The sequence below is a fragment of the Vreelandella venusta genome, from assembly GCF_015689495.1.
Taxonomy (GTDB): domain Bacteria; phylum Pseudomonadota; class Gammaproteobacteria; order Pseudomonadales; family Halomonadaceae; genus Vreelandella; species Vreelandella venusta.
The window spans coordinates 1909338-1928203 of record NZ_CP065135.1; the positions used below are offsets into that span (position 1 = coordinate 1909338).

Sequence of the window (18866 nt, forward strand, 5' to 3'; positions counted from 1 at the left end):
GGCAAGAGGTTAAATAGCCCGAAGTTGGTTGGCAAGGAATGAGAAATGTCTCAGGCACCGCTCCAGCAGTTTTATATACCGGAAGAGCAGTCGGTATATCTACTTAGCCACCATGATGCCCGTAAGCTGAAAGACTGGGTAGCACTGTGTCAGGCACAGCTCGCCCAGTTGGGCTACACGGGGATCGAGCTGGTTGGTAAAGGTGCCTATGGCTTTGTATTTTCGGGCAGCGCGCAACACCAAGAGGTGCCTGCCCACTACGTGTTTAAATTCTCACGTATTACGCTACCGACCCATTTACAAGAACGCCTTGAAGAAGAGGCGTTTATGCTTGATCAGGTGTCCCATCCCCGCATACCAAAGCTGGTGGCTTACCAGCGCTCTCGAGGCCAGTCAATTCTGGTAATGGAGCGTGCGCCTGGTTGGAACCTTGAGCAGGTATCACTGAAAGAAGGCCGTCTCTCTCCACGGCTAGTGGTTCACATTGCCCATCAGTTGGCCGAAATTCTTTCTGCACTGCGCCGTGAAACGGGGCCCAATGCACGCCCCGTTGTGCATGGCGACATCAAGCCGTCAAATTTGGTATTTGATCCAGAGACCGAGTCCATCGCATTGATTGATTGGGGATCGTCCGTGTTTGCCCAGTTAGACGAAAAGCTCCAGTTTGTCGGGGCAAACGTGATGGAATTAATGTCCGATAATCTGCAACAAACTAACGCCCGACTGGGCGATGTCTACTTTATTGGTGAAGAGCAGTTAAATGGAGCGCTATCATCGCCCCGATTCGATGAACAAGGGGCCGCAGGCACGCTATATGCACTAGCCTCTGCGCAATCTTGCCGCTTTGGTCATCGTGCTATTCCCGCTAGCTCGCTGGGGTTACCCTTGGAATTTGCCCGCACCTTAGACGGCATGCTGGATCCCGACCCCCACATCCGCCATAAAGCTGGTGATCACTATTTACAGGCGATGTCCCGCATGGCCAAAGTGGTGATGTTAGATTTACCTACTCCAACACAAACGCCGCTAGTGCCTGTCTGGGGGCGCGCGGCGCACCAGGAGATTGATACGGTCGTTTACAGCTCCCGGAAGGCGTTTCTGCGCGAAGCGAATGCGGAAGAGACACTTAATGATGTTAATGATGTGCAGCTAGATCGCTATTACAAGCAATTTATGCAAGGTATGGGGGAAACCGAAAAGGCGTTTTTGGCCTCGGTAAGCCGATTAGGAAAGTACCCAGTTGTCGGTGGTTTAGCCGTCCGCTGGGAGCGAGAGGGGGTATATATAGACTCCTCGCTTAACCTGCATGATCCCGCATTAAAGCCAGCGTTCATTCAAGCCGTCAACAATATGGTGCACTTGGCGCGAGCCATTCATCGTCAAGGGGTGTTTAAAAGCTGCTTGTTTAATGCACGCCAAACGCTGCATTTGGAGCGCGCCAGTTCAGAAGAGTCCTTTCATTGTGATCCTGGTACCACTATTGACTACGAGCTGAGCGCGGTTCCGGAAATGGAAGATCGCACTCGCCAGCATAGCTATTTTGAAGACGGCCCTGATCCAGAAGAGCTACTGGTCCTGCCTGACACCATTATGCACATACTGCTACGGCTGAATGAGATCCATCACACCGGCATGATTATCTTTGAGGCACTACCAAAACATCTTAAAATCCATAGCTATTATCGGCTTCTAGACCCTAGCCGAGAGGCCGAATTTAGGGCGTTGCTGGCGCAGATGTTGGCGTCTGTTAGCCAGATCGAGGGGTTAGGCGTGTCCGGCTTTATGAAAATGCCCTATAAAGACACGCGATTTTTTACCCATTTAGAGTGCCAACCTGAACATTTTTATCCTAAAGACCCACGTGATTTTTTAAGAAAAACGCCGTCAATCGGTGGCTCTCAGACTGCTTGATTGCGCCGCGATCCATGCTGAAAGTTGCTCAGCTAGCGCATCGCTGGCCGCGCCAAACGCATTGACGACGTCCGGGATCTCTGGACTAGCCGCGCGGGTGCGGATAACAAAACTCGTCACTGCTAGCGGCTTTCGGTGTTGTGTACTCATAAGCTGGACATCTAATTGAAGATGAATGCTAGGTGGGGAAGTGTCGTACTCACTTTGGAAGTGGCGCAGTTCGCTGAGTAGCAACACATCGTGGGGCAGTCGGTCGCTACTTACACCAGTGAATAGTTGGCGTTGCTGCAGGTCAGAAATTAAGCGCGCTTGAAGCATGTCTGGAGCGTCTTCATGCCAGCGCACACCCTCATATACATTGACTACATTGCCTTCCGGGTACACCACAATACGGTTGCTGTTCAGCAAGTGACCTGCCTCTGGGGTAGCAATGCCTAGCGTTGCGGGGAGGGGAATGGCCGTGTGTTCAGCCTGAGTGGCAGGGGGTGGCAGCCGATAGAGCGTTGCGGGATTGCTTTCGGGCAGTATTGAACAGCCGGCGCTTAACACAAGCGCCGCTAGTGGAACGATGCTAAACCTAGAGCGCAAGCTCATGGACGAAACTCCTCTACCTGATCTCGGCCCAGAAAAAAGTCTGCGGGACTCTCTTCAAGCTGGCGAGTAATACGCTCAAGATTAGTTAGTGTAGAACGTAGGGCTGAAAGTGCGGGGGCAATGTCTTGTGCCCCCTGCAGCGTACTGTCGACAGCGGCGGCATTGTCGTTAACGAGCTGTTCAATTCGTTGCGCGGCGCTGGCCACATCACGACTGGCGCTCGCAGCGCTTTGCATCATTTGCTGGCCATCTCGACGCAATAGCTGTGTCGCTTCTTGGCTGAGGGTATCGATGCTCTCAAGAGTCGCTGTGGCTTGGCGTGACACTTCACCGAACAGTGCCATATTTTGATCAAGCGCTGTCTGTTGTGAAGCGATCATCTCTGTGATCTGTGCAATGCTTGTCAAAATGGTGCCTGCTTGTTCACGATTGCCGTCATTAAATAGTTCATTAACGTTTAGCAGAATAGAGTTAATGTTTTGAATCATTGTTTCGCCTTCATCAAATAGCGTAGCGATCGGTGAAGGGTCTGCGGTTATAAAAGGAGCCGTGTCGTCCGTTTGGTTGATCAGTCGTGAACTTTCGGGAGTGCCGCCATACAGTTGTATCGACATGCTGCCGGTAATGCTGGCAAATGATAGTTTGGCTCGAGTGTCTGTTTTAATCGGGGTATCTTCATACACTCGCACACTGGCAATAACTTGACGGGGATCGTCAGGGTTCAGTGTCAGCTCGGTAACATCGCCAACTTCAATGCCGTTATACTGCACTTTACTGCCAATTGATAAACCACTAACACTGCGCTCAAATAGAATGCGGTAGGGCTGATAGTTACGCTCTCCGTCGGCGTAGCTCATCCAGAGTGCAAACAGCAGCGCCGCGACGGCGGTTCCCAGTGTGAACAAACCTATTAAAACGTGATGCGCGCGAGTTTCCATGTGCAGTCACTCCTGGACGTTTGCGTTATTTGAAGAAGCGCTATGAGCACGCTGAGCGGCTCGGCCACGCGGGCCGTGAAAGTAGTCTTTAATCCACTCGTCGTTGGTGTCCGCTACTTTATCGATGGTATCCACGACTAATACGCGTTTTTGTGAGAGAACCGCTACCCGGTCGCAGGCGGCGTAGAGCGTATCCAGGTCGTGGGTTACCAGGAAAACGCTGAAACCCAGTGCATCGCGAAGGGTGACCAGCAACTGATCGAAGGCCGCGGCGCCAATAGGGTCAAGCCCCGCGGTGGGCTCATCCAGAAACAGGATGTCAGGATCAAGTGCTAAGGCACGGGCAAGGGCGGCGCGCTTGACCATGCCCCCAGACAGTGACTCAGGAAACTGCAGCGCAGCCTGTGGTGGAAGCCCGACCAACGATAGCTTGACCCTGGCAAGATGCTCGGCGTCTTCACGGGGTAGTCTGGCGTGTTCAATTAGCGGTAGGGCAATATTCTCTTGCAAGTTCAATGAGCTGAACAGCGCACCGCGCTGAAACAGCACGCCAAAGCGTCGCTCTATTTGACTGCGCTGTGCCTCGTTAAGCTGATTAAGAGTTGTGCCTAGAACTTCAACCGTGCCGTCATTGGGGCGCTTCAAGCCGACGATGCTACGTAACAGCACTGACTTGCCGGTACCAGAACCGCCTACAACGCCGAGGATTTCCCCGCGTTCAAGGGTCAGGTCTAAATTTTCGTGAACCACATGAGTGCCAAAGCGGTTCACCAAGCCTCGAACCTTAATGACCGGTAAGTCGTTTTGTTCAGTCGGTTTATCTGAATTGATCACCAGCCCATCTCCATAAAGAATAGCGCGGCGACGGCATCAATTAGAATCACCATAAAAATCGATTGAACGACGCTTGAAGTGGTATGTTCTCCCACTGACTGCGCGCTACCGCTGACCTTAAAGCCTTCCAGGCAGCCGATCACGGCGATCACGAAGGCAAACACTGGTGCTTTACTAAGTCCGACCAAAAAGTGTGTCACCGATACGTCTTTTTGCAGCGTGGTCATAAACTGGGTAAGTGAGATATCCAGTGCCAGAGAGGTGACCATGGCGCCGCCCGCTAAGCCGCTGAGCATACCTACAAAGGCAAGCATAGGCAGGCTAATTAACATCGCCATTACCCGTGGGAGTACCAAAAGCTCGATAGGATCAAGCCCCTGCGCCTGAAGGGCATCGATCTCTTCATTGGATTTCATGGCGCCAATTTGGGCGGTAAAGGCACTGGCGGTTCGTCCCGCGAGTAGGATCGCAGCAAGCAGAACGCCGAACTCTCGCAAGAATGAGAATGCCACGAGATCGATAGTATAAATTGTGGCGCCAAAATCCTGCAAAACGGTAGCGCCAAGGAAAGCCACCACGGCGCCCACCATAAAGGTGAGTAGCGCAACGATAGGGACGGCATTCAAGCCGCTCTGCTGGATATGTGCCACAGTGGCCGTTAAACGCCAGTGGCGTGGCCGCAATATCAGCTGGAAAAGAGTGGCCACCACCAGGCCAATAAAGGCCAATAGCTGGCGCTGCTGGGACCAAAGCCCCACCACTTGTTGACCCACGCTAGCAAGTGCTTGGCTAATGCGCGAATAGGCAGGCGTATCAACGTCAAGCGGCGCTTCCATCGCTTCGGCAATACGCACTAGCAACGCCTGCTGCTCTTTCGGCAGTTTGGCTGCCCAATCTGCTACCGATTGCGCTTTCTCAACGCCAATCAGCTCCACAATGAGTATGGCACCAGCGGTATCAAGGCGAGTTATTGCTTCTAGTGAAACCGTCGTATCCGTAGGCTTGCCAAGCTCAGTTTGAGTTTCACTGTGCTGAAGCGCCGCTTTGATATGGCGATAATTGGCAAGCGTCCACTCGCCTTTAAGGGCGACTGTTTGATCATCACGCGCTATCCACTCGCTTGGCATCCCTGCTCCTTATTGACATCCACGACAGTGGTAACACTATGATGCATTCAAACAAGCGTTAGTTAAAGGTGTTTGGTAAGCTAAATAAAACATACTTAGGAAAACTCACGCCATGCAGCATAAGTGCTAAGAAAAACGCGCCCGGTCAGGGCCTCTAAAAAATCACTCTTTTTGAGCTGATCCATAACGGGACCCTTCACCTCGGACAGGTGAAGCTTGACTTCGGAATCTTTTAAACGCGCATTGATAGCATCCAGGCTCTCGAGCGCTGACGCATCAATTAAATTAACGGCTGAACAGATAAGCACGACGTGCTCCAGTTCGGGATAGCTGGCAACTAAGTTATAAACGGTATCTTCAAGGTAGCGGGCGTTTGCAAAATAGAGGCTTTCGTCGATTCGCAGTAGCGCCACATTACTAACGGTTTCAACATCGTGGCGTTCAGTATTTCGAAAGTGCTCGGTGTCCGGCACCCGGCCAACCAATGCGCTATGGGGGCGGCTGGTGCGATACAAAAATAACGCGATAGAAAGACTAACCCCACCGATAATGCCAGCTTCGATACCTTCAACTAGGGTGAGCAGAATTGTGACCGCCATCGCGGCGAAATCACTGCGAGAATAGCGCCACGTTTGGCGCAACATGGGAATATCGACCAGGGTTAAAATAGACACGGTGATGGTCGCCGCCAGCGTAGCAATCGGCAGGTAGTAGAGCCAGCCAGTAAACGCCATCGTTATCAACGCTATTCCCAGTGCTGCAAAGGCTCCGGCTGCGGGGGTTTGTGCCCCAGCATCATAGTTGATTACGGTGCGTGAAAGGCCACCGGTGACCGGCATACCATTGGTAAACCCAGCGGCTAGATTAGCGGCACCTAAGCCAATTAGTTCCTGGTTAGGGGAGATACGTTGGCGCCGCTTTGCTGCCAACATTTGCCCCATGGAAACAGACTCCACAAACCCCACCAAACTGATCAGTAACGCTGGGATAAATAGGGCGCGCCATAGTGACGTATCTGCCCAGGGAAAGCTTAGTGCAGGTAGCCCACTGGGAATGGCGCCGACAATGGCAACGCCTTGGTCGGCTAACTGCCAATGCCAAGTAGCCAACGTCGTAATAACCACTGCAAAGACAGGGCCAGCCTTGATGATTAAATCGGCGAGCGTTTTAGGCAACCCAATAGCGCTGAGGCTCCGCTTACCAAAACGCCGCATCATGACGAGGAAAAATAGCGTTCCAGCACCAATTGAAAGCGTATAGGGATTAAAGGCGGCAAGATTGGGTAACAGGGTTATCACACGCTCTACCAGCGTAAAGCCACTGCTGGAAACACCCATTAGGCTACCCAACTGACTAACGGCAATCAGAATGCCCGATGCGGTTAAAAAGCCTGAAATAACGGGATGGCTCAAAAAATTGCTAAAAAAGCCCATTTTAAGGGCCCCCATCGCGACCAATATACCGCCAGAAAGTAATGAAAGTATCAGCGCAGCTTGTAAATACTCAGGGCTGCCGGGCGTTGCAACAGCGGAGAGTGCTGCGCCCGTCATTAACGCAATGATAGCTACCGGGCCAACGGCTAGAGTGCGACTTGTGCCCAAAACGGTATATAGAAGTTGCGGCAAAATACTGGCATATAGGCCCACCACCGCGGGCAAACCTGCAAGTAGGGCATAAGCTAATGACTGCGGAATCACCATCACCGTTACGATGAGTCCGGCTAATATATCGGCACCTAACAGGCGCTTATGGTAGTGAGGCAGCCACGTAAGAATAGGAAAATAGCGCTTGAACATAAGCTCCTGGCGTCAGCTTCATTTTGTAAAACCCAACTCATTGGTGAGTCCGTCAGTTTAGCGCGTTGTGCCGACAATGATGGCCTTTACTTGCCAACAAAAGCATGTACTGACCCGAAAGTGCTACTTCATTCATTAGCATAACCCGTTAAGCTGACTGAAAAGTGGCCCATCGCTCCTTCTTTATTGATCGACTGCTCAATAACGTCAAATATAAAAGAGTATCCCACATGCGACTACTTCGGCTATTAGCGCCCTTGACAGTGCTAAGTGTTTCTATTTGGATGATGACTGAACCGGGTGCTTTTCCCTATATTGCGCTGCTGTTGGCGACGGGGGCTGGTGCAGCTTTAATGCTCGTAACGATGACGTCAGTTTATTCAGCTGATCAACTACGTTTGACGAAACCCATTCACGGTTTCAAGCCCATTCGTGACTATGCTTCGCTTCGTGCAATGGCCTATCGGTTGATGAACCGGGCAAGTAGCACGGCCATCGCCTCTGCAGAAGTTTCTCATTACGCTGATCTTATGGCGCAACGCCTTACTCAGCAGGAGGCCATGGCGAGTGATGCGTCATCAAGCATGAACGCTATTAATGCTGCCATTATGCAAGTGAGTGCCAGTGCTAGCCATGTCGCCGCGCTTGCCGAGAGCGCTCGTCAGGCAAGTCATCACAATCATGATGAGCTGGCTGATATTATTGGCGATATGAGTGATGTTGCCGAACGCTCTGATCAGGCGCTGGAAATGCTATCGGCGCTAAACGATAAAATTGAGCGTGTTCGCAATGTGACGTCGATGATTGAGGGGATAGCAGAACAAACGCACCTGCTATCACTCAATGCTTCTATTGAGGCAGCTCGAGCGGGAGAACATGGGCGAGGGTTTGCGGTTGTTGCGGGCGAAGTGCGTAACTTAGCACTCAAAACGTCAACGGCGACACAAAGCGTCGATGAGCTTGTTAAGGATATGCACCAGAGTGGCCAACGTGTTGTTGGTACCATGGGCGGGCTGATGAATCGTATCCGAGAGCGTTCCCAGGGGATGCAGCAGGTGGGAAGTAGTCTTGCCACCATCACGCAACAGTTCGATCAAGTTGAGCAGGAGATCACCAGTGTCGCAGAGGCAATGGAGAGCACCAAAGTCCATAGTCAAACCGTTGCTGATAGCTTGCGTCAGCTGGAAGACGATGTAGATGAGGGCAATCGCGATATGCGCGATTTAGCCCAGCAAGCCCGGGCATTAATGGACGCTGCAGAAGGCGTTGATGGCGAGCTGGCACAGCAGCGTTTGCAGGGGCGTCATCAGCATGTGTTTAGCGTCGCTCGTCAAGCGGCGAACCGTATTGGTAAATCGTTTGAGAAAGCGATTGCTTCCGGTGAAATATCAGAAACGTCGCTATTCCAACCTGATTACAGGGTCATACCTGAGACACAGCCGCCGCTTTACCACACCGGCTTTGATGCATTCACAGACTTACAGTTACCCAGCTTGCAAGAACCGTTGCTTACTGAGCACGGGGTAAGTTACGCCATTGCATGTGACCGCAACGGCTATGTGCCTACCCATAACGCAGCCGTTAGCCGCGAGCCCACCGGTGATTACGACCACGATCTCAAGTATTGCCGCAGCAAACGTATTTTTGATGATCCGACTGGCAGCCGTTGCGGCGCCCATGAGAAACCGCTGCTGCTACAAACCTATAAGCGTGACACGGGCGAAATCATGCACGATCTTTCGGTTCCCATTTACATTAATGGCAAGCACTGGGGAGGCTTTCGCGTGGGCTACCAGCCTGAAAAGACAAATAACACCAGTGCAGTGAGTATTGAAAAACCAGCGGAAGAATTAGCCTCAGGAAGCCACCTGCTGGCGCGAACGTGATTGCCAAGAAGACCAAGAATATAACGCTAAGCTCGCCCAGATCATCACAAAGGTCGCTAACTGGATGAGCCCTAGAGGCTCGCCAAAGATAATGATTGCAATCAAGAACTGAATGCTGGGATTGATATACATCAGAAAGCCTAGCGTTGCCAGCCGTAAGCGTCGTGCAGCCCCAGCAAAGGCCATTAAGGGCAGGGCAGTTAACACACCGCTAATTATTAGCAGGGCACTCATCGGCACATTATGAATAAAGTGAGACTCCCCCTGCCAACTGAGCCAAGTGAGCGCTATTAATGCTAGTGGGAACAGCAACAGCGTCTCTACAAACAGGCCAGAAAGCCCATCAAGGGGCACTTGCTTACGAAACAATCCGTAGCTACCGAAGCTGAGTGCTAGCAATAGGCTGATCCAGGGCAGCTCGCCTAACATCACAAACTGGATTGCAATCGCTAAACTTGCCAAACCAAGCGCAACCAGCTGGAGGCGAGCCATTACTTCGCGTAGCACCAACACGCCTAAGGCAATATTGACTAGCGGTGTTAGAAAGTAACCTAAACTGGCTTGCAACACCTGTTTGCTTTCAACAGCATAGATATAGAGGCCCCAGTTAAAAGCAATCAGTAACGCGCAGGCGAGTACGCGCCCCAAGCGCTTGGGCTCAATAAGAGCTTTAACCACTGGCGTCCATCGGCGCAGTACGCTGATTAGCACGACCAGAAAAAGGCACGACCACAAAATCCGATGTATCAGGATTTCAAATGCGGGAATGCCATCAAACAGAGCGAAAAATAGTGGGAAGCAGCCCCACATAATGTAGGCCGTTAAGCCAAACATAACGCCTTTGACCGCTTCAGGGTCCCTTGATGCGGGTGGAAACATAGCAGCCTCACTAATTAAAAATGCTAATCTAGCACATAATTGATGAATACACTGATGCAAAGGAGACATGGCATGAGTCAACTGAAAACGAGCTTAGTGCAGTGCGATTTGCGCTGGGAAGACCCTCAAGCCAATCATGCGCATCTCGAGCGGCTATTAGGCGAATTAGATAGCCGCGATACCGACTTAATTGTGTTGCCAGAGATGTTTGCAACAGGGTTTACCATGAATTCACGGGAAATGGCCCAGCCCATGAGCGCCAGCCAGAGCGTTGCTTGGTTACAGACGCAGGCCAAGGCGAGAGGCTGTGTCATGACCGGCAGCGTGGCAATTGTCGATGAAGGGCAATACGTCAACCGTATGGTCTGGGCTACCCCCAGCGGCGACTTACAGTACTACGATAAACGCCATTTATTTCGTATGGCCGGAGAGCATGAACGCTATGCTATGGGCAACAGCCGGAAGATCGTTGAACTGAAAGGCTTCAGGCTGCTATTGAGCGTATGTTACGACCTGAGGTTTCCCGTTTGGATGCGTCAGCAGCCAGCAGAAGGCGAACATTTCGAGTATGATGCCGCGCTGTGTGTGGCGAACTGGCCTGCACCCCGGCGTCATCCATGGCGCACGCTTTTACAAGCGCGTGCAGTTGAAAACCTAGTTTATGTAGTAGGTGTAAACCGCGTCGGTGAAGATGCCAAAGGACTCGCCTATAGCGGCGATTCCATGCTGGTCGATTTCAAAGGGGAACCGCTGATCGACCACCCTGCAAACTCTCCGTTTATTGAAACGGGGACGCTAAATAAAACGGACCTAGATGCTTTTCGAGAAAAATTTCCTGCCTGGCAAGATGCCGACCGCTTTTCGCTTCTGCCAGGAGTGGGTCAATAATGCGCCTTGATCGCTTTTTGAGTGAAACAACCCCGCTAACGCGCAGCTTAGCAAAGCGGGCGTTAAAAAATGGCGAGGTGACCCTGAATGGCGAGCCCATTAAACAGTCGGCGACCCAAGTTGACACTCAGAACGACGAAATAAAACTCAACGGTGAGACGCTAGCACTGGTTGGGTTGCGTTACCTGATGATGCATAAACCGCTGGAAGTAGAGTGCACTGCCCGCCGTGGGCTCTATCCAAGGGTGATTGACCTTATTGATCTACCCAAAGCCGAGCGACTGCAGCCAGTAGGGCGGTTGGATGTAGATACCACCGGCTTGTTACTGCTCACTGATGATGGCCAATGGTCCCATCGTGTCACCTCGCCGCGCCATCGCTGTGCCAAGGTGTATATTGCTGAGTTGGCAGAGCCTATGGAAGGTAGCGCCGCTGAGTGGGCAATTCGCCAAGTAGAGGAAGGGCTTCTACTGGATGGTGAGGAAACGCCAACGCAACCTGCCGTATTGAGGTTTATTACTCCCCAGCAAGCGGAACTGACCATTACAGAAGGGCGCTATCACCAAGTAAAACGCATGTTTGTAGCGCTAGGCAATCACGTCAATGCACTGCATCGCCGTTCGATTGGTGATGTGGTCTTGCCAGATGACCTAGCACCTGGTGAATGGCGTGAGCTAACGCCTGAAGAAATTGCCAGCTTCTAAACACGCTTAGCGTTACGGCTAGTGACTCAAACGTCCCGGTCAGCACCTTCGTGCCAAACCAGGGGCGTTTTTTTATGAGTAATAAATATTTATACCGTTATCTTGCTTCTGTATTTGCACGTAGTTGCACTGAGAAAGTGCCAAGGCACACTTTTTTGTTAATCAGATAGCTAATGCAAGTGGGCGGCTTCTATCAACGCTTTGGTATAGGGGTGCTGGGGGGCGGCGAGTACTTCCAGGCAATCGCCTTGCTCTACCACATCGCCATCCTTTAGCACCATAATGCGGTGGGCCATAGCACGCACCACGGCAAGATCATGGCTGATAAACAGGTAGCTTAGTTGGCGGCGTGCCTGAAGTTCGCGCAGTAGCGTGACCAACTGTTTTTGTACGGTCCGGTCTAATGCTGAGGTGGGCTCGTCCAGTACCAGTAGTTCAGGTTCTAGGATAATTGCCCGCGCCACTGCTATGCGTTGGCGTTGTCCCCCCGAAAACTCATGAGGGTAGCGGGCAGCGCAGCTTTCCGGCAGGCCCACCTCTTGCAGCGTGCGATGCACGCGTTCGGTAACTTCTGCATGGGTTAAGTTAGGGTGATGAAACTGTAGACCCTCACTGACAATATCAAAGACCGGCATGCGTGGGGAAAGCGCACCGTAAGGATCTTGAAACACCATTTGTAGCCGATGGCGCTGGCGTCGCAGCGTATCGCCAGAGAGTTGACTTAGCGTGGTGTCGCCCAGTATCACCTCACCTTGGCTAGCGACTAATCGCATAACCGCTGACGCCAGCGTCGTTTTTCCAGAGCCTGATTCGCCAACAATGCCCAGCGTTTCACCTGGAGCGATGGTTAGATCGGTGGCTTTCAGGGCCTCAAAAGCCGGAGGCTGGCGCTGAAAGAGCCCTGTCCTTGGGCGCGAGAAACTCACGCTAAGCTGGCGTGTGGTCAAAAGCGGTGTGGTATCGGCAGGCTCAGCAGGTCGGCCTTCTGGTTCGGCGGCAATAAGGGCTTTGGTGTAGTCGCTTTGGGGATTATTAAATACATCGGCAACGCTACCGGTTTCCTGAATTTTCCCTTGATACATGACGCATATCCGGTCTGCATGGCGACGTACCAAATTTAAGTCGTGACTGATAAACAGCACACCCATGCCGTGATGATCGCGGAGTTCTTTCAGCAGGGCTAAAATCTCTTGCTGAACGGTCACATCGAGCGCCGTCGTTGGCTCATCCGCAATCAGCAGTGCCGGATTATTGGCAATGGCCATGGCGATCATTACCCGCTGGCGCTGGCCGCCAGAAAGTTGATGTGGCCAGGCGTCAAGCAGTTCGTCAGGACGCGGTAGTTTGACTTGTTCTAACAGTGCCTTGGCCCGTGTACGTGCAGCCTGCCCGCTAAGGCCCTGGTGTAAACGCAGGGTTTCACCTATTTGCTTGCCAATGCGGTGAAGCGGGTTGAGCGACGTCATTGGCTCTTGGAAAATAAACCCCACCTGATTACCGCGAATACCATTCCAATCACGTTTGGCTAGTTGATTAAGGTCGGTTTCTGCTAACCAGCGCTGACCGCTTACGCTAGCATTGTCAGGCAGTAAATTAATCGCACCCAGTGCAGAGACCGACTTGCCCGAGCCAGATTCCCCCACGATAGCGAGCGTTTCGCCCGCATTGACAGTGAGAGAGAGGGAATCGACAACGACGTTGCCATCGAAGGAAACACAAAACTCGCTTAAGCGTAGGAGTGGTTTGGCAGTGTTGGCGTGATTAGGCATGCTTGGCTTCCTGGGCGGGTGACTGATGCTGGTTCACATGTCGTGGGTCGAAGGCATCGCGAAGTCCTTCACCAATAAACACCAGTAGTGAGAGCATAATGGCAAGCGTCATAAACGCGGTGATGCCCAGCCAAGGCGCATGCAGGTTGTTTTTGCCCTGTGCCGCGAGTTCGCCAAGTGACGGCGCGCCAGGTGGTAAACCAAAGCCTAAAAAGTCCAGCGCGGTGAGCGTGCCAATGGCACCAGTGAACAGGAAGGGGATAAACGTTAGTGTGGCTACCATCGCGTTAGGTAGCACGTGGCGCCACATAATCAGCCGAGAGGGTAGCCCCATGGCCTTGGCCGCACGAACGTACTCGAGATTGCGTGCGCGCAAAAACTCGGCGCGCACAATATCAACCAGTCCCAGCCACGAAAACAACAGCATGATGCCCAGTAACCACCAGAAACCGGGCTGTACAAAACTGGCCAATATAATCAGTAGAAATAGCACCGGTAATCCCGACCAGATTTCCGTGATGCGCTGTCCGATGAGGTCTACTTTGCCGCCAAAATAACCCTGCACACCGCCCACTACTACGCCCAGTACTAAAGAGCCAGCGGTGAGCACCAGGGCAAAGGCAACCGATAGTCGAAACCCGTAAATGACGCGTGCTAATACATCACGCCCTTGGTCATCGGTACCCAGCCAATGGCGCCTATCTGGCGGTGCAGGCGAAGGTCGTGTCATCAGCATATCGAGAGTTTGATAGGAGTAGGGAATCATCGGCCATAGCGCCCAACCGTGATCGCTGATTTGCTGTTGGACAAAGGGATCTAGGTAGTCGGTACGGGTGGGTAAGAAGCCACCGAATTCGGTTTCCGGATAATCGACCAGTAGCGGTACATACCACTGCCCGTCATATTTCATTACGAGAGGCTTGTCGTTGGCGATCAGTTCAGCCAATAAGCTGATAATAAACAGAGCGCCAAATAGCCACAGCGATACTCGGGCGCGGCGATTGGCTTTAAATGCTGCTAGGCGACGCAGCGTAATCGGCGAAAGACGCGAGCTGATAAATGTCATGTTTATGACTCCCTCGACGCAAAATCAATGCGTGGATCTACCCACACATAGGTCAAGTCGGATATTAGCTTTAGCAGCAGTCCAATCACCGTATACAGAAATAACGTTCCGAAAATGACCGGGTAGTCTCGCTGCATTACTGCCTCAAAGCCTAATAAGCCGAGGCCATCCAAAGAGAAAATTACCTCGATGAGCAGTGCGCCGGTAAAGAAAATGCCAATCATTGCAGAGGGCAGCCCAGCAATGATGATCAGCATGGCATTGCGGAAAACATGGCCATACAAAATGCGCTGCTCGTCGGCACCTTTGGCCCGGGCTGTCAGCACGTACTGCTTATGAATTTCATCCAAGAAGCTGTTTTTGGTCAGCATGGTGAGGGTGGCAAAACTGCCAATCGCGGCAGCCAGCACTGGTAGGGTGATATGCCAGAAGTAGTCTTTAATTTTGCCCCAAGCGGATAGCTCGGCGAAATCGGGTGATGTTAAGCCGCGTAGAGGAAACCAATCCAGGTAAGTGCCACCCGCAAACACGACAATAAGTAGAATGGCGAACAAAAAGCCCGGAATGGCATAGCCTACGATCACCAGACCTGACGTCCAAACATCAAAGCGAGAGCCGTGTCGTAGCGCTTTGCGGATGCCTAAAGGAATAGAAATGAGATAGACCAGCAGCGTTGTCCATAAGCCTAATGAAATAGACACGGGCAAGCGCTCGATCATCAGTTCAATCACCGGGCGATCACGAAAAAAGCTGGTGCCAAAATCGAAAGTGAGATAATCCACCATCATGCCGATAAACCGTTCATGAGCGGGTTTGTCAAAGCCAAATTGCTGCTCTAATTGCTCGATAAAGCGTGGATCGATTCCACGCGCGCCCCTAGAGTCATCGCTAACTTGTACATCCGCGCCCCCCATATCCAGGCGTGTGCTTGCCATGGCATCGGCCCCCTCAAAGCGGGCCAACATTTGATCAATGGGGCCCCCAGGGGCAGCCTGAACAATCATGAAGTTAAGCAGCATGATGCCGAACAGGGTCGGAATCATTAGTAGCAGTCGGCGTAAGGTATAACGTGCCACAGCGCTCTCCATGAGTAATTGAGGCTAAAAGTTATTGCCGGTAAGTTGTTATAACTATGTTGAATGAATCTAGGTTTGATGAACCTAGGCTGGCGAAATCAGCGACGCTGGTGACGGCGTTGTAGTTCTGCTTCCCGATCGGTGTTTACCCACCAAGCGTCTAAATCCATGGCATAAGCCGGAAACGGTTCTGGGTAGCCAAATTTATCCCACACAGCAATCCGCGTTTCGCCTGAATGATAGTGGGGGATAACATAAAAGCCCCAGCGCAGCACGCGATCAAGCGCTTGGGTAATGGTATCCAGCGTTTCACGGTCATCTGCACGAATCAGTTGCTCCACCAGTGCATCGACAGCCGGGTGGGCAAGGGCCATGCGGTTGCGACTTTGGGGTGCCTCCGCGGCAGCACTGGTCCAAAAATCACGTTGTTCATTGCCTGGATTGTTAGACTGAGGGAAGTGGCTGATGACCATATCGTAATCGTAGCTGCGTACTCGGTTAAGATATTGATTGATATCGACAATGCGCAGCGACGTTTGAACCCCAAGGCGTGCCATATTGCGTAGCATGGGTTGCACAACACGCTCCAGGCCCGAGTCGTAGAGCAGTACTTCCAGGGTAAGTGGTCGGCCAGTCTCAGTGTTGATTAGTACGCCATCTTCTACGCGATAGCCAGCGTCGCGCAGCAGGTCAAGTGCAAGCCGCAGGCGTTCACGCAGCTCTGTGGGGTGTTCGATGGGCAGTGGGTCAGTGAACAGTCGTTCTGAATGATGCGAGTCTATCAACGCTTCACGAAAAGGTTCGAGTAGCGCAAGTTCTTCTTCTGATGGCGTTCCAGTAGCTTCCATTTCAGAATTTTGAAAAAAGCTTTCTGTGCGCCGGTAGGTGCCATAGAAGATATTGGTGTTGAGCCAGGGGAAATCAAACGTGAGGCTCAGGGCTTCTCGAACCTGTGGGTCCTGAAACTTCTCTTTGCGTAAATTGAAGACAAACGCCTGCATCATGGAGGGGTTAACATCGGGCACGGTAATCCGCTTAATTAAGCCATCTTGGTAGGCAGGGAAATTATCATAGCCAATGGCCCAAGTGGCCGCACGTGCATCCGTTCTGAAATCGGTAAGGCCTGCTTTAAAAGCTTCCCAGGCAATGTCGCGGTCACGGTAGTACTCGTAAACAACACGGTCGATGTTGTAGCGACCCACATTGACGGGCAGGTCTTTGCCCCAGTAGTTGTCATCTCGTTGATAGACAATGCGCCGACCAGGATCTACCTCGCTAATACGATAGGGGCCTGAGCCTGGATGTGCATCCAGAGTCGGAGAGCTGAAGTCGCGGGGTTCCCAGTAGTGACGAGGTAAGATAGGTAACTGGGCGACAATCAGTGGCAGCTCGCGTGATTCAGTGTCATTAAATTCAAAGCGCACTTGATGATCATTTAAGGCGACAGCGCGTTCGACACCGGCGTAATAGCTACTGTAGAAGGGGTTGCCTTCTTCACGCAGCAGGTTCAGTGAGAACACCACGTCATAGGCCGTTACCGGCTCCCCGTCTTGAAAGCGAGCTTCTGGGCGCAAATCGAACTCTATCCATCGGCGTTCAGGGTCCAGGCGGACGCCTTCTGCCAGCAGCCCGTACAAACTGAAGGGCTCGCCTGGATTACTGACCATCAACGAGTCATAAATATGTGAAATACCGGTAGCAGGCGTGCCGCGAATAATAAATGGGTTGGTAGAGTCGAAACTGCCTCCCACGGCGGTACGGGTAATCGTTCCGCCCTTAGGGGCGGACGGATTAACATGGGGGAAATAGGCAAAATCAGCAGGTAGCTGTGGGCTATTGTAGAGAGATAGCCCGTGTACGGTCTCGACGGGGGTAGCGGTGTTGATTTCGACGTCGTTTTCAGAAGCTAACAGCGACAGGCTCAACAGCAAGCCGCTGGCTAACAAAAGTACTTTGGTAAACAACACACCGCGTGGCATTAGTAACTTCCTATAGCAACAAAGGCTTAGAAACTGGGCTTAGCACCTGAACTCAGACCCTGGGCTTAGAACCTGGGCTTAGAACCTTAGACACAACTGCTGAGTCACACAGCGGCGCTAATAGTAACTGAGACATGGCCTAGAAAGACTAATAAAGGCTGCGTTTTAAACCTAGTTAACAAAGCTGGGTTAGACTCCCCGCATTACCGACCTGAAAGCGATAGCAGTTGACCTGGCTTCAGTACTTCTGGGCGTTCAAGAGCATTCCACCTGATCAAATCTTGTTGAGTGACATTATAGCGTGACGCAATCACAGATAGGTTATCGCCACTTTCAACGCGGTGAACGTTAGGCGTGCCGGTTGATGCCAGTGCAGTATTGTTTGATTGCGAAAGCTGAGCTAACACCTGAGTGTCGACTTCTTCAGGCACCAGTAACGTCTGTGCGCTGCGTGGGTCAAGGCTGCCATTTAGTAAGCCAGGGTTTAGCTCGGCCAGCGCGGATTGACTAACATCCAGAAGCTGAGAGGCTTGTGCCAGGCTCACTGGCTGCTCCAGCTGAACTTTGGCAAAAGCGGGATCGGGATGAATATCGGGAAGTGAAACCCCGTACTGTTCTGGGTTGTTGATGATTGTCGCAATGGCTTTAAGTTTAGGAACGTACTGCATCGTTTCATGGGGCAGTGATAGTTCCCAGTAGTCGCCTGCAAGACCTTGACTCTGAGCTTGGCGTTGCGCACGGTTAACGGTGCCAGCCCCTGCATTGTAAGCAGCCAGCGACAGCATCAGGTCACCCTCGTACCACTCATCTGCCTGCATTTCCAGATAATCAAGCGCTGCTGCGGTAGACGTCACGACGTCTAAACGTCCATCATAGTTGCCGTTGCGAACCAAGCCTAGGGCATCTCCGGTACCCGGCATAAACTGCCAAAGTCCAGCGGCTCCTCGATGGCTCCGGGCGCTGGGGTCGAAAGAACTCTCAACAAACGGAATTAGCGCGATTTCTCCAGGAAGGCCACGCTCGCTTACTTGCTGGGTGATCCAGGCAAGCCAGGGGGTTGCTCGTTCCGTAATAGCGACAATATTTTGCGGGCTGGAACGGTAGTACTCTATCCACTTGTCGACACGCGCTTGAGCATCGGCAGGGAGATTCTTTTCCTGCCACTGGAAGCTATCCCGCAGTGTGCTCCAGGCATCTTGAGGTTGTAGTTCAAGCGCTTCCCAGAAGTGATGCTGAAAGGCATTAGGGCTAACGTCGGGTGGAATGAGCGCGTCATTGTGTGCGCTGTTAGATTGGTATGCTTCGGTTGTAGAGGCTTGAGAGCTGGCCGCTGCGGCTAAAAATAGGCTCACAATAACAGTGCTTCCAGCGCTTAGTAATAAGCGCTGGCGAATCGTTCGATAAGTCATAGTCGGTTCG

The 18866-nt window shown here is 52.1% G+C and carries 15 protein-coding genes; 4 read left to right on the forward strand and 11 right to left on the reverse strand.

The features are described 5' to 3' along the window. The first annotated feature begins 45 nt into the window (after nt 1-45). Nucleotides 46-1911, forward strand: a complete 1866-nt coding sequence (locus IR195_RS09025; protein ID WP_172420758.1) for a serine/threonine protein kinase — start codon at nt 46-48, stop codon at nt 1909-1911. Here the strand turns inward: IR195_RS09025 and IR195_RS09030 are convergent. The 5 genes from IR195_RS09030 to IR195_RS09050 form a co-directional block, all read right to left on the reverse strand. Continuing rightward, entirely contained in the window at nt 1885-2505 is a 621-nt protein-coding gene (locus IR195_RS09030; RefSeq protein WP_206049513.1) for an ABC-type transport auxiliary lipoprotein family protein, read from the reverse strand. The two genes, IR195_RS09025 and IR195_RS09030, sit on opposite strands and share 27 nt — an antisense overlap. Next, on the reverse strand, nt 2502-3443 hold the full coding sequence (locus IR195_RS09035; protein WP_206049514.1) for an MlaD family protein: 942 nt from the start codon (nt 3441-3443) through the stop codon (nt 2502-2504). Before IR195_RS09035 ends, IR195_RS09030 begins: the two co-directional genes overlap by 4 nt. Nucleotides 3444-3449: 6 nt before the next feature. Further along, nucleotides 3450-4274, reverse strand: coding sequence for an ABC transporter ATP-binding protein (locus tag IR195_RS09040; RefSeq protein WP_206049770.1), 825 nt, complete (start codon nt 4272-4274; stop codon nt 3450-3452). Beyond that, nucleotides 4274-5404 (reverse strand): MlaE family ABC transporter permease, encoded by a 1131-nt coding sequence (locus IR195_RS09045; protein WP_206049515.1) that lies wholly within the window; start codon nt 5402-5404, stop codon nt 4274-4276. The genes IR195_RS09040 and IR195_RS09045 overlap by 1 nt, the downstream gene beginning before the upstream one ends. 95 nt (nt 5405-5499) lie before the next feature. Next, nucleotides 5500-7200: a SulP family inorganic anion transporter gene (locus IR195_RS09050; protein ID WP_125747642.1), complete on the reverse strand. Its 1701-nt coding sequence runs from the start codon at nt 7198-7200 to the stop codon at nt 5500-5502. A 230-nt stretch (nt 7201-7430) separates the two neighbouring features. On the opposite strand from IR195_RS09050, the gene IR195_RS09055 reads away from it, so the two are divergent. Next, the gene (locus tag IR195_RS09055; RefSeq protein WP_206049516.1) at nt 7431-9086 is read left to right on the forward strand and encodes a methyl-accepting chemotaxis protein; all 1656 of its coding nucleotides are present in this window, start codon (nt 7431-7433) and stop codon (nt 9084-9086) included. Here IR195_RS09055 and rarD read toward each other — a convergent pair. Beyond that, nucleotides 9057-9965: an EamA family transporter RarD gene (gene rarD, locus IR195_RS09060; protein WP_125747646.1), complete on the reverse strand. Its 909-nt coding sequence runs from the start codon at nt 9963-9965 to the stop codon at nt 9057-9059. The two genes, IR195_RS09055 and rarD, sit on opposite strands and share 30 nt — an antisense overlap. Nucleotides 9966-10037: 72 nt before the next feature. Here rarD and IR195_RS09065 point away from each other — a divergent pair, with 72 nt between their 5' ends. Next, a complete protein-coding gene (locus IR195_RS09065; RefSeq protein ID WP_125747648.1) occupies nt 10038-10853 on the forward strand; it encodes an amidohydrolase in 816 nt (271 codons plus the stop codon). Beyond that, nucleotides 10853-11557 carry a pseudouridine synthase gene (locus tag IR195_RS09070; protein ID WP_125747650.1) on the forward strand — a complete coding sequence of 235 codons (705 nt, stop codon included), beginning with the start codon at nt 10853-10855 and terminating at the stop codon, nt 11555-11557. The genes IR195_RS09065 and IR195_RS09070 overlap by 1 nt, the downstream gene beginning before the upstream one ends. Nucleotides 11558-11727: 170 nt before the next feature. On the opposite strand, the gene IR195_RS09075 is transcribed toward IR195_RS09070, so the two are convergent. From IR195_RS09075 to IR195_RS09095, 5 genes are all read right to left on the reverse strand, one after another. Next, nucleotides 11728-13326, reverse strand: coding sequence for an ABC transporter ATP-binding protein (locus IR195_RS09075; RefSeq protein WP_125747652.1), 1599 nt, complete (start codon nt 13324-13326; stop codon nt 11728-11730). Continuing rightward, entirely contained in the window at nt 13319-14392 is a 1074-nt protein-coding gene (locus IR195_RS09080; RefSeq protein WP_206049517.1) for an ABC transporter permease, read from the reverse strand. The genes IR195_RS09075 and IR195_RS09080 overlap by 8 nt, the downstream gene beginning before the upstream one ends. A gap of 2 nt (nt 14393-14394) precedes the next feature. Continuing rightward, the gene (locus tag IR195_RS09085) at nt 14395-15468 is read right to left on the reverse strand and encodes a microcin C ABC transporter permease YejB (protein ID WP_125747656.1); all 1074 of its coding nucleotides are present in this window, start codon (nt 15466-15468) and stop codon (nt 14395-14397) included. A gap of 98 nt (nt 15469-15566) precedes the next feature. After that, nucleotides 15567-17447 carry an extracellular solute-binding protein gene (locus IR195_RS09090; protein ID WP_206049518.1) on the reverse strand — a complete coding sequence of 627 codons (1881 nt, stop codon included), beginning with the start codon at nt 17445-17447 and terminating at the stop codon, nt 15567-15569. A 203-nt stretch (nt 17448-17650) separates the two neighbouring features. Next, the gene (locus IR195_RS09095; RefSeq protein WP_206049519.1) at nt 17651-18856 is read right to left on the reverse strand and encodes a transglycosylase SLT domain-containing protein; all 1206 of its coding nucleotides are present in this window, start codon (nt 18854-18856) and stop codon (nt 17651-17653) included. Nucleotides 18857-18866 lie beyond the last annotated feature (10 nt).

Bases quoted from the DNA above. Each gene is read 5' to 3' on its own strand.
- IR195_RS09055 (WP_206049516.1), top strand. From the start codon at position 7,431: ATGCGACTACTTCGGCTATTAGCGCCCTTGACAGTGCTAAGTGTTTCT.
- IR195_RS09080 (WP_206049517.1), bottom strand. From the start codon at position 14,392: ATGACATTTATCAGCTCGCGTCTTTCGCCGATTACGCTGCGTCGCCTA.
- IR195_RS09090 (WP_206049518.1), bottom strand. From the start codon at position 17,447: ATGCCACGCGGTGTGTTGTTTACCAAAGTACTTTTGTTAGCCAGCGGC.
- IR195_RS09075 (WP_125747652.1), bottom strand. From the start codon at position 13,326: ATGCCTAATCACGCCAACACTGCCAAACCACTCCTACGCTTAAGCGAG.
- IR195_RS09030 (WP_206049513.1), bottom strand. From the start codon at position 2,505: ATGAGCTTGCGCTCTAGGTTTAGCATCGTTCCACTAGCGGCGCTTGTG.
- IR195_RS09065 (WP_125747648.1), top strand. From the start codon at position 10,038: ATGAGTCAACTGAAAACGAGCTTAGTGCAGTGCGATTTGCGCTGGGAA.
- IR195_RS09025 (WP_172420758.1), top strand. From the start codon at position 46: ATGTCTCAGGCACCGCTCCAGCAGTTTTATATACCGGAAGAGCAGTCG.
- IR195_RS09050 (WP_125747642.1), bottom strand. From the start codon at position 7,200: ATGTTCAAGCGCTATTTTCCTATTCTTACGTGGCTGCCTCACTACCAT.
- IR195_RS09035 (WP_206049514.1), bottom strand. From the start codon at position 3,443: ATGGAAACTCGCGCGCATCACGTTTTAATAGGTTTGTTCACACTGGGA.
- IR195_RS09095 (WP_206049519.1), bottom strand. From the start codon at position 18,856: ATGACTTATCGAACGATTCGCCAGCGCTTATTACTAAGCGCTGGAAGC.
- IR195_RS09070 (WP_125747650.1), top strand. From the start codon at position 10,853: ATGCGCCTTGATCGCTTTTTGAGTGAAACAACCCCGCTAACGCGCAGC.
- rarD (WP_125747646.1), bottom strand. From the start codon at position 9,965: ATGTTTCCACCCGCATCAAGGGACCCTGAAGCGGTCAAAGGCGTTATG.
- IR195_RS09045 (WP_206049515.1), bottom strand. From the start codon at position 5,404: ATGCCAAGCGAGTGGATAGCGCGTGATGATCAAACAGTCGCCCTTAAA.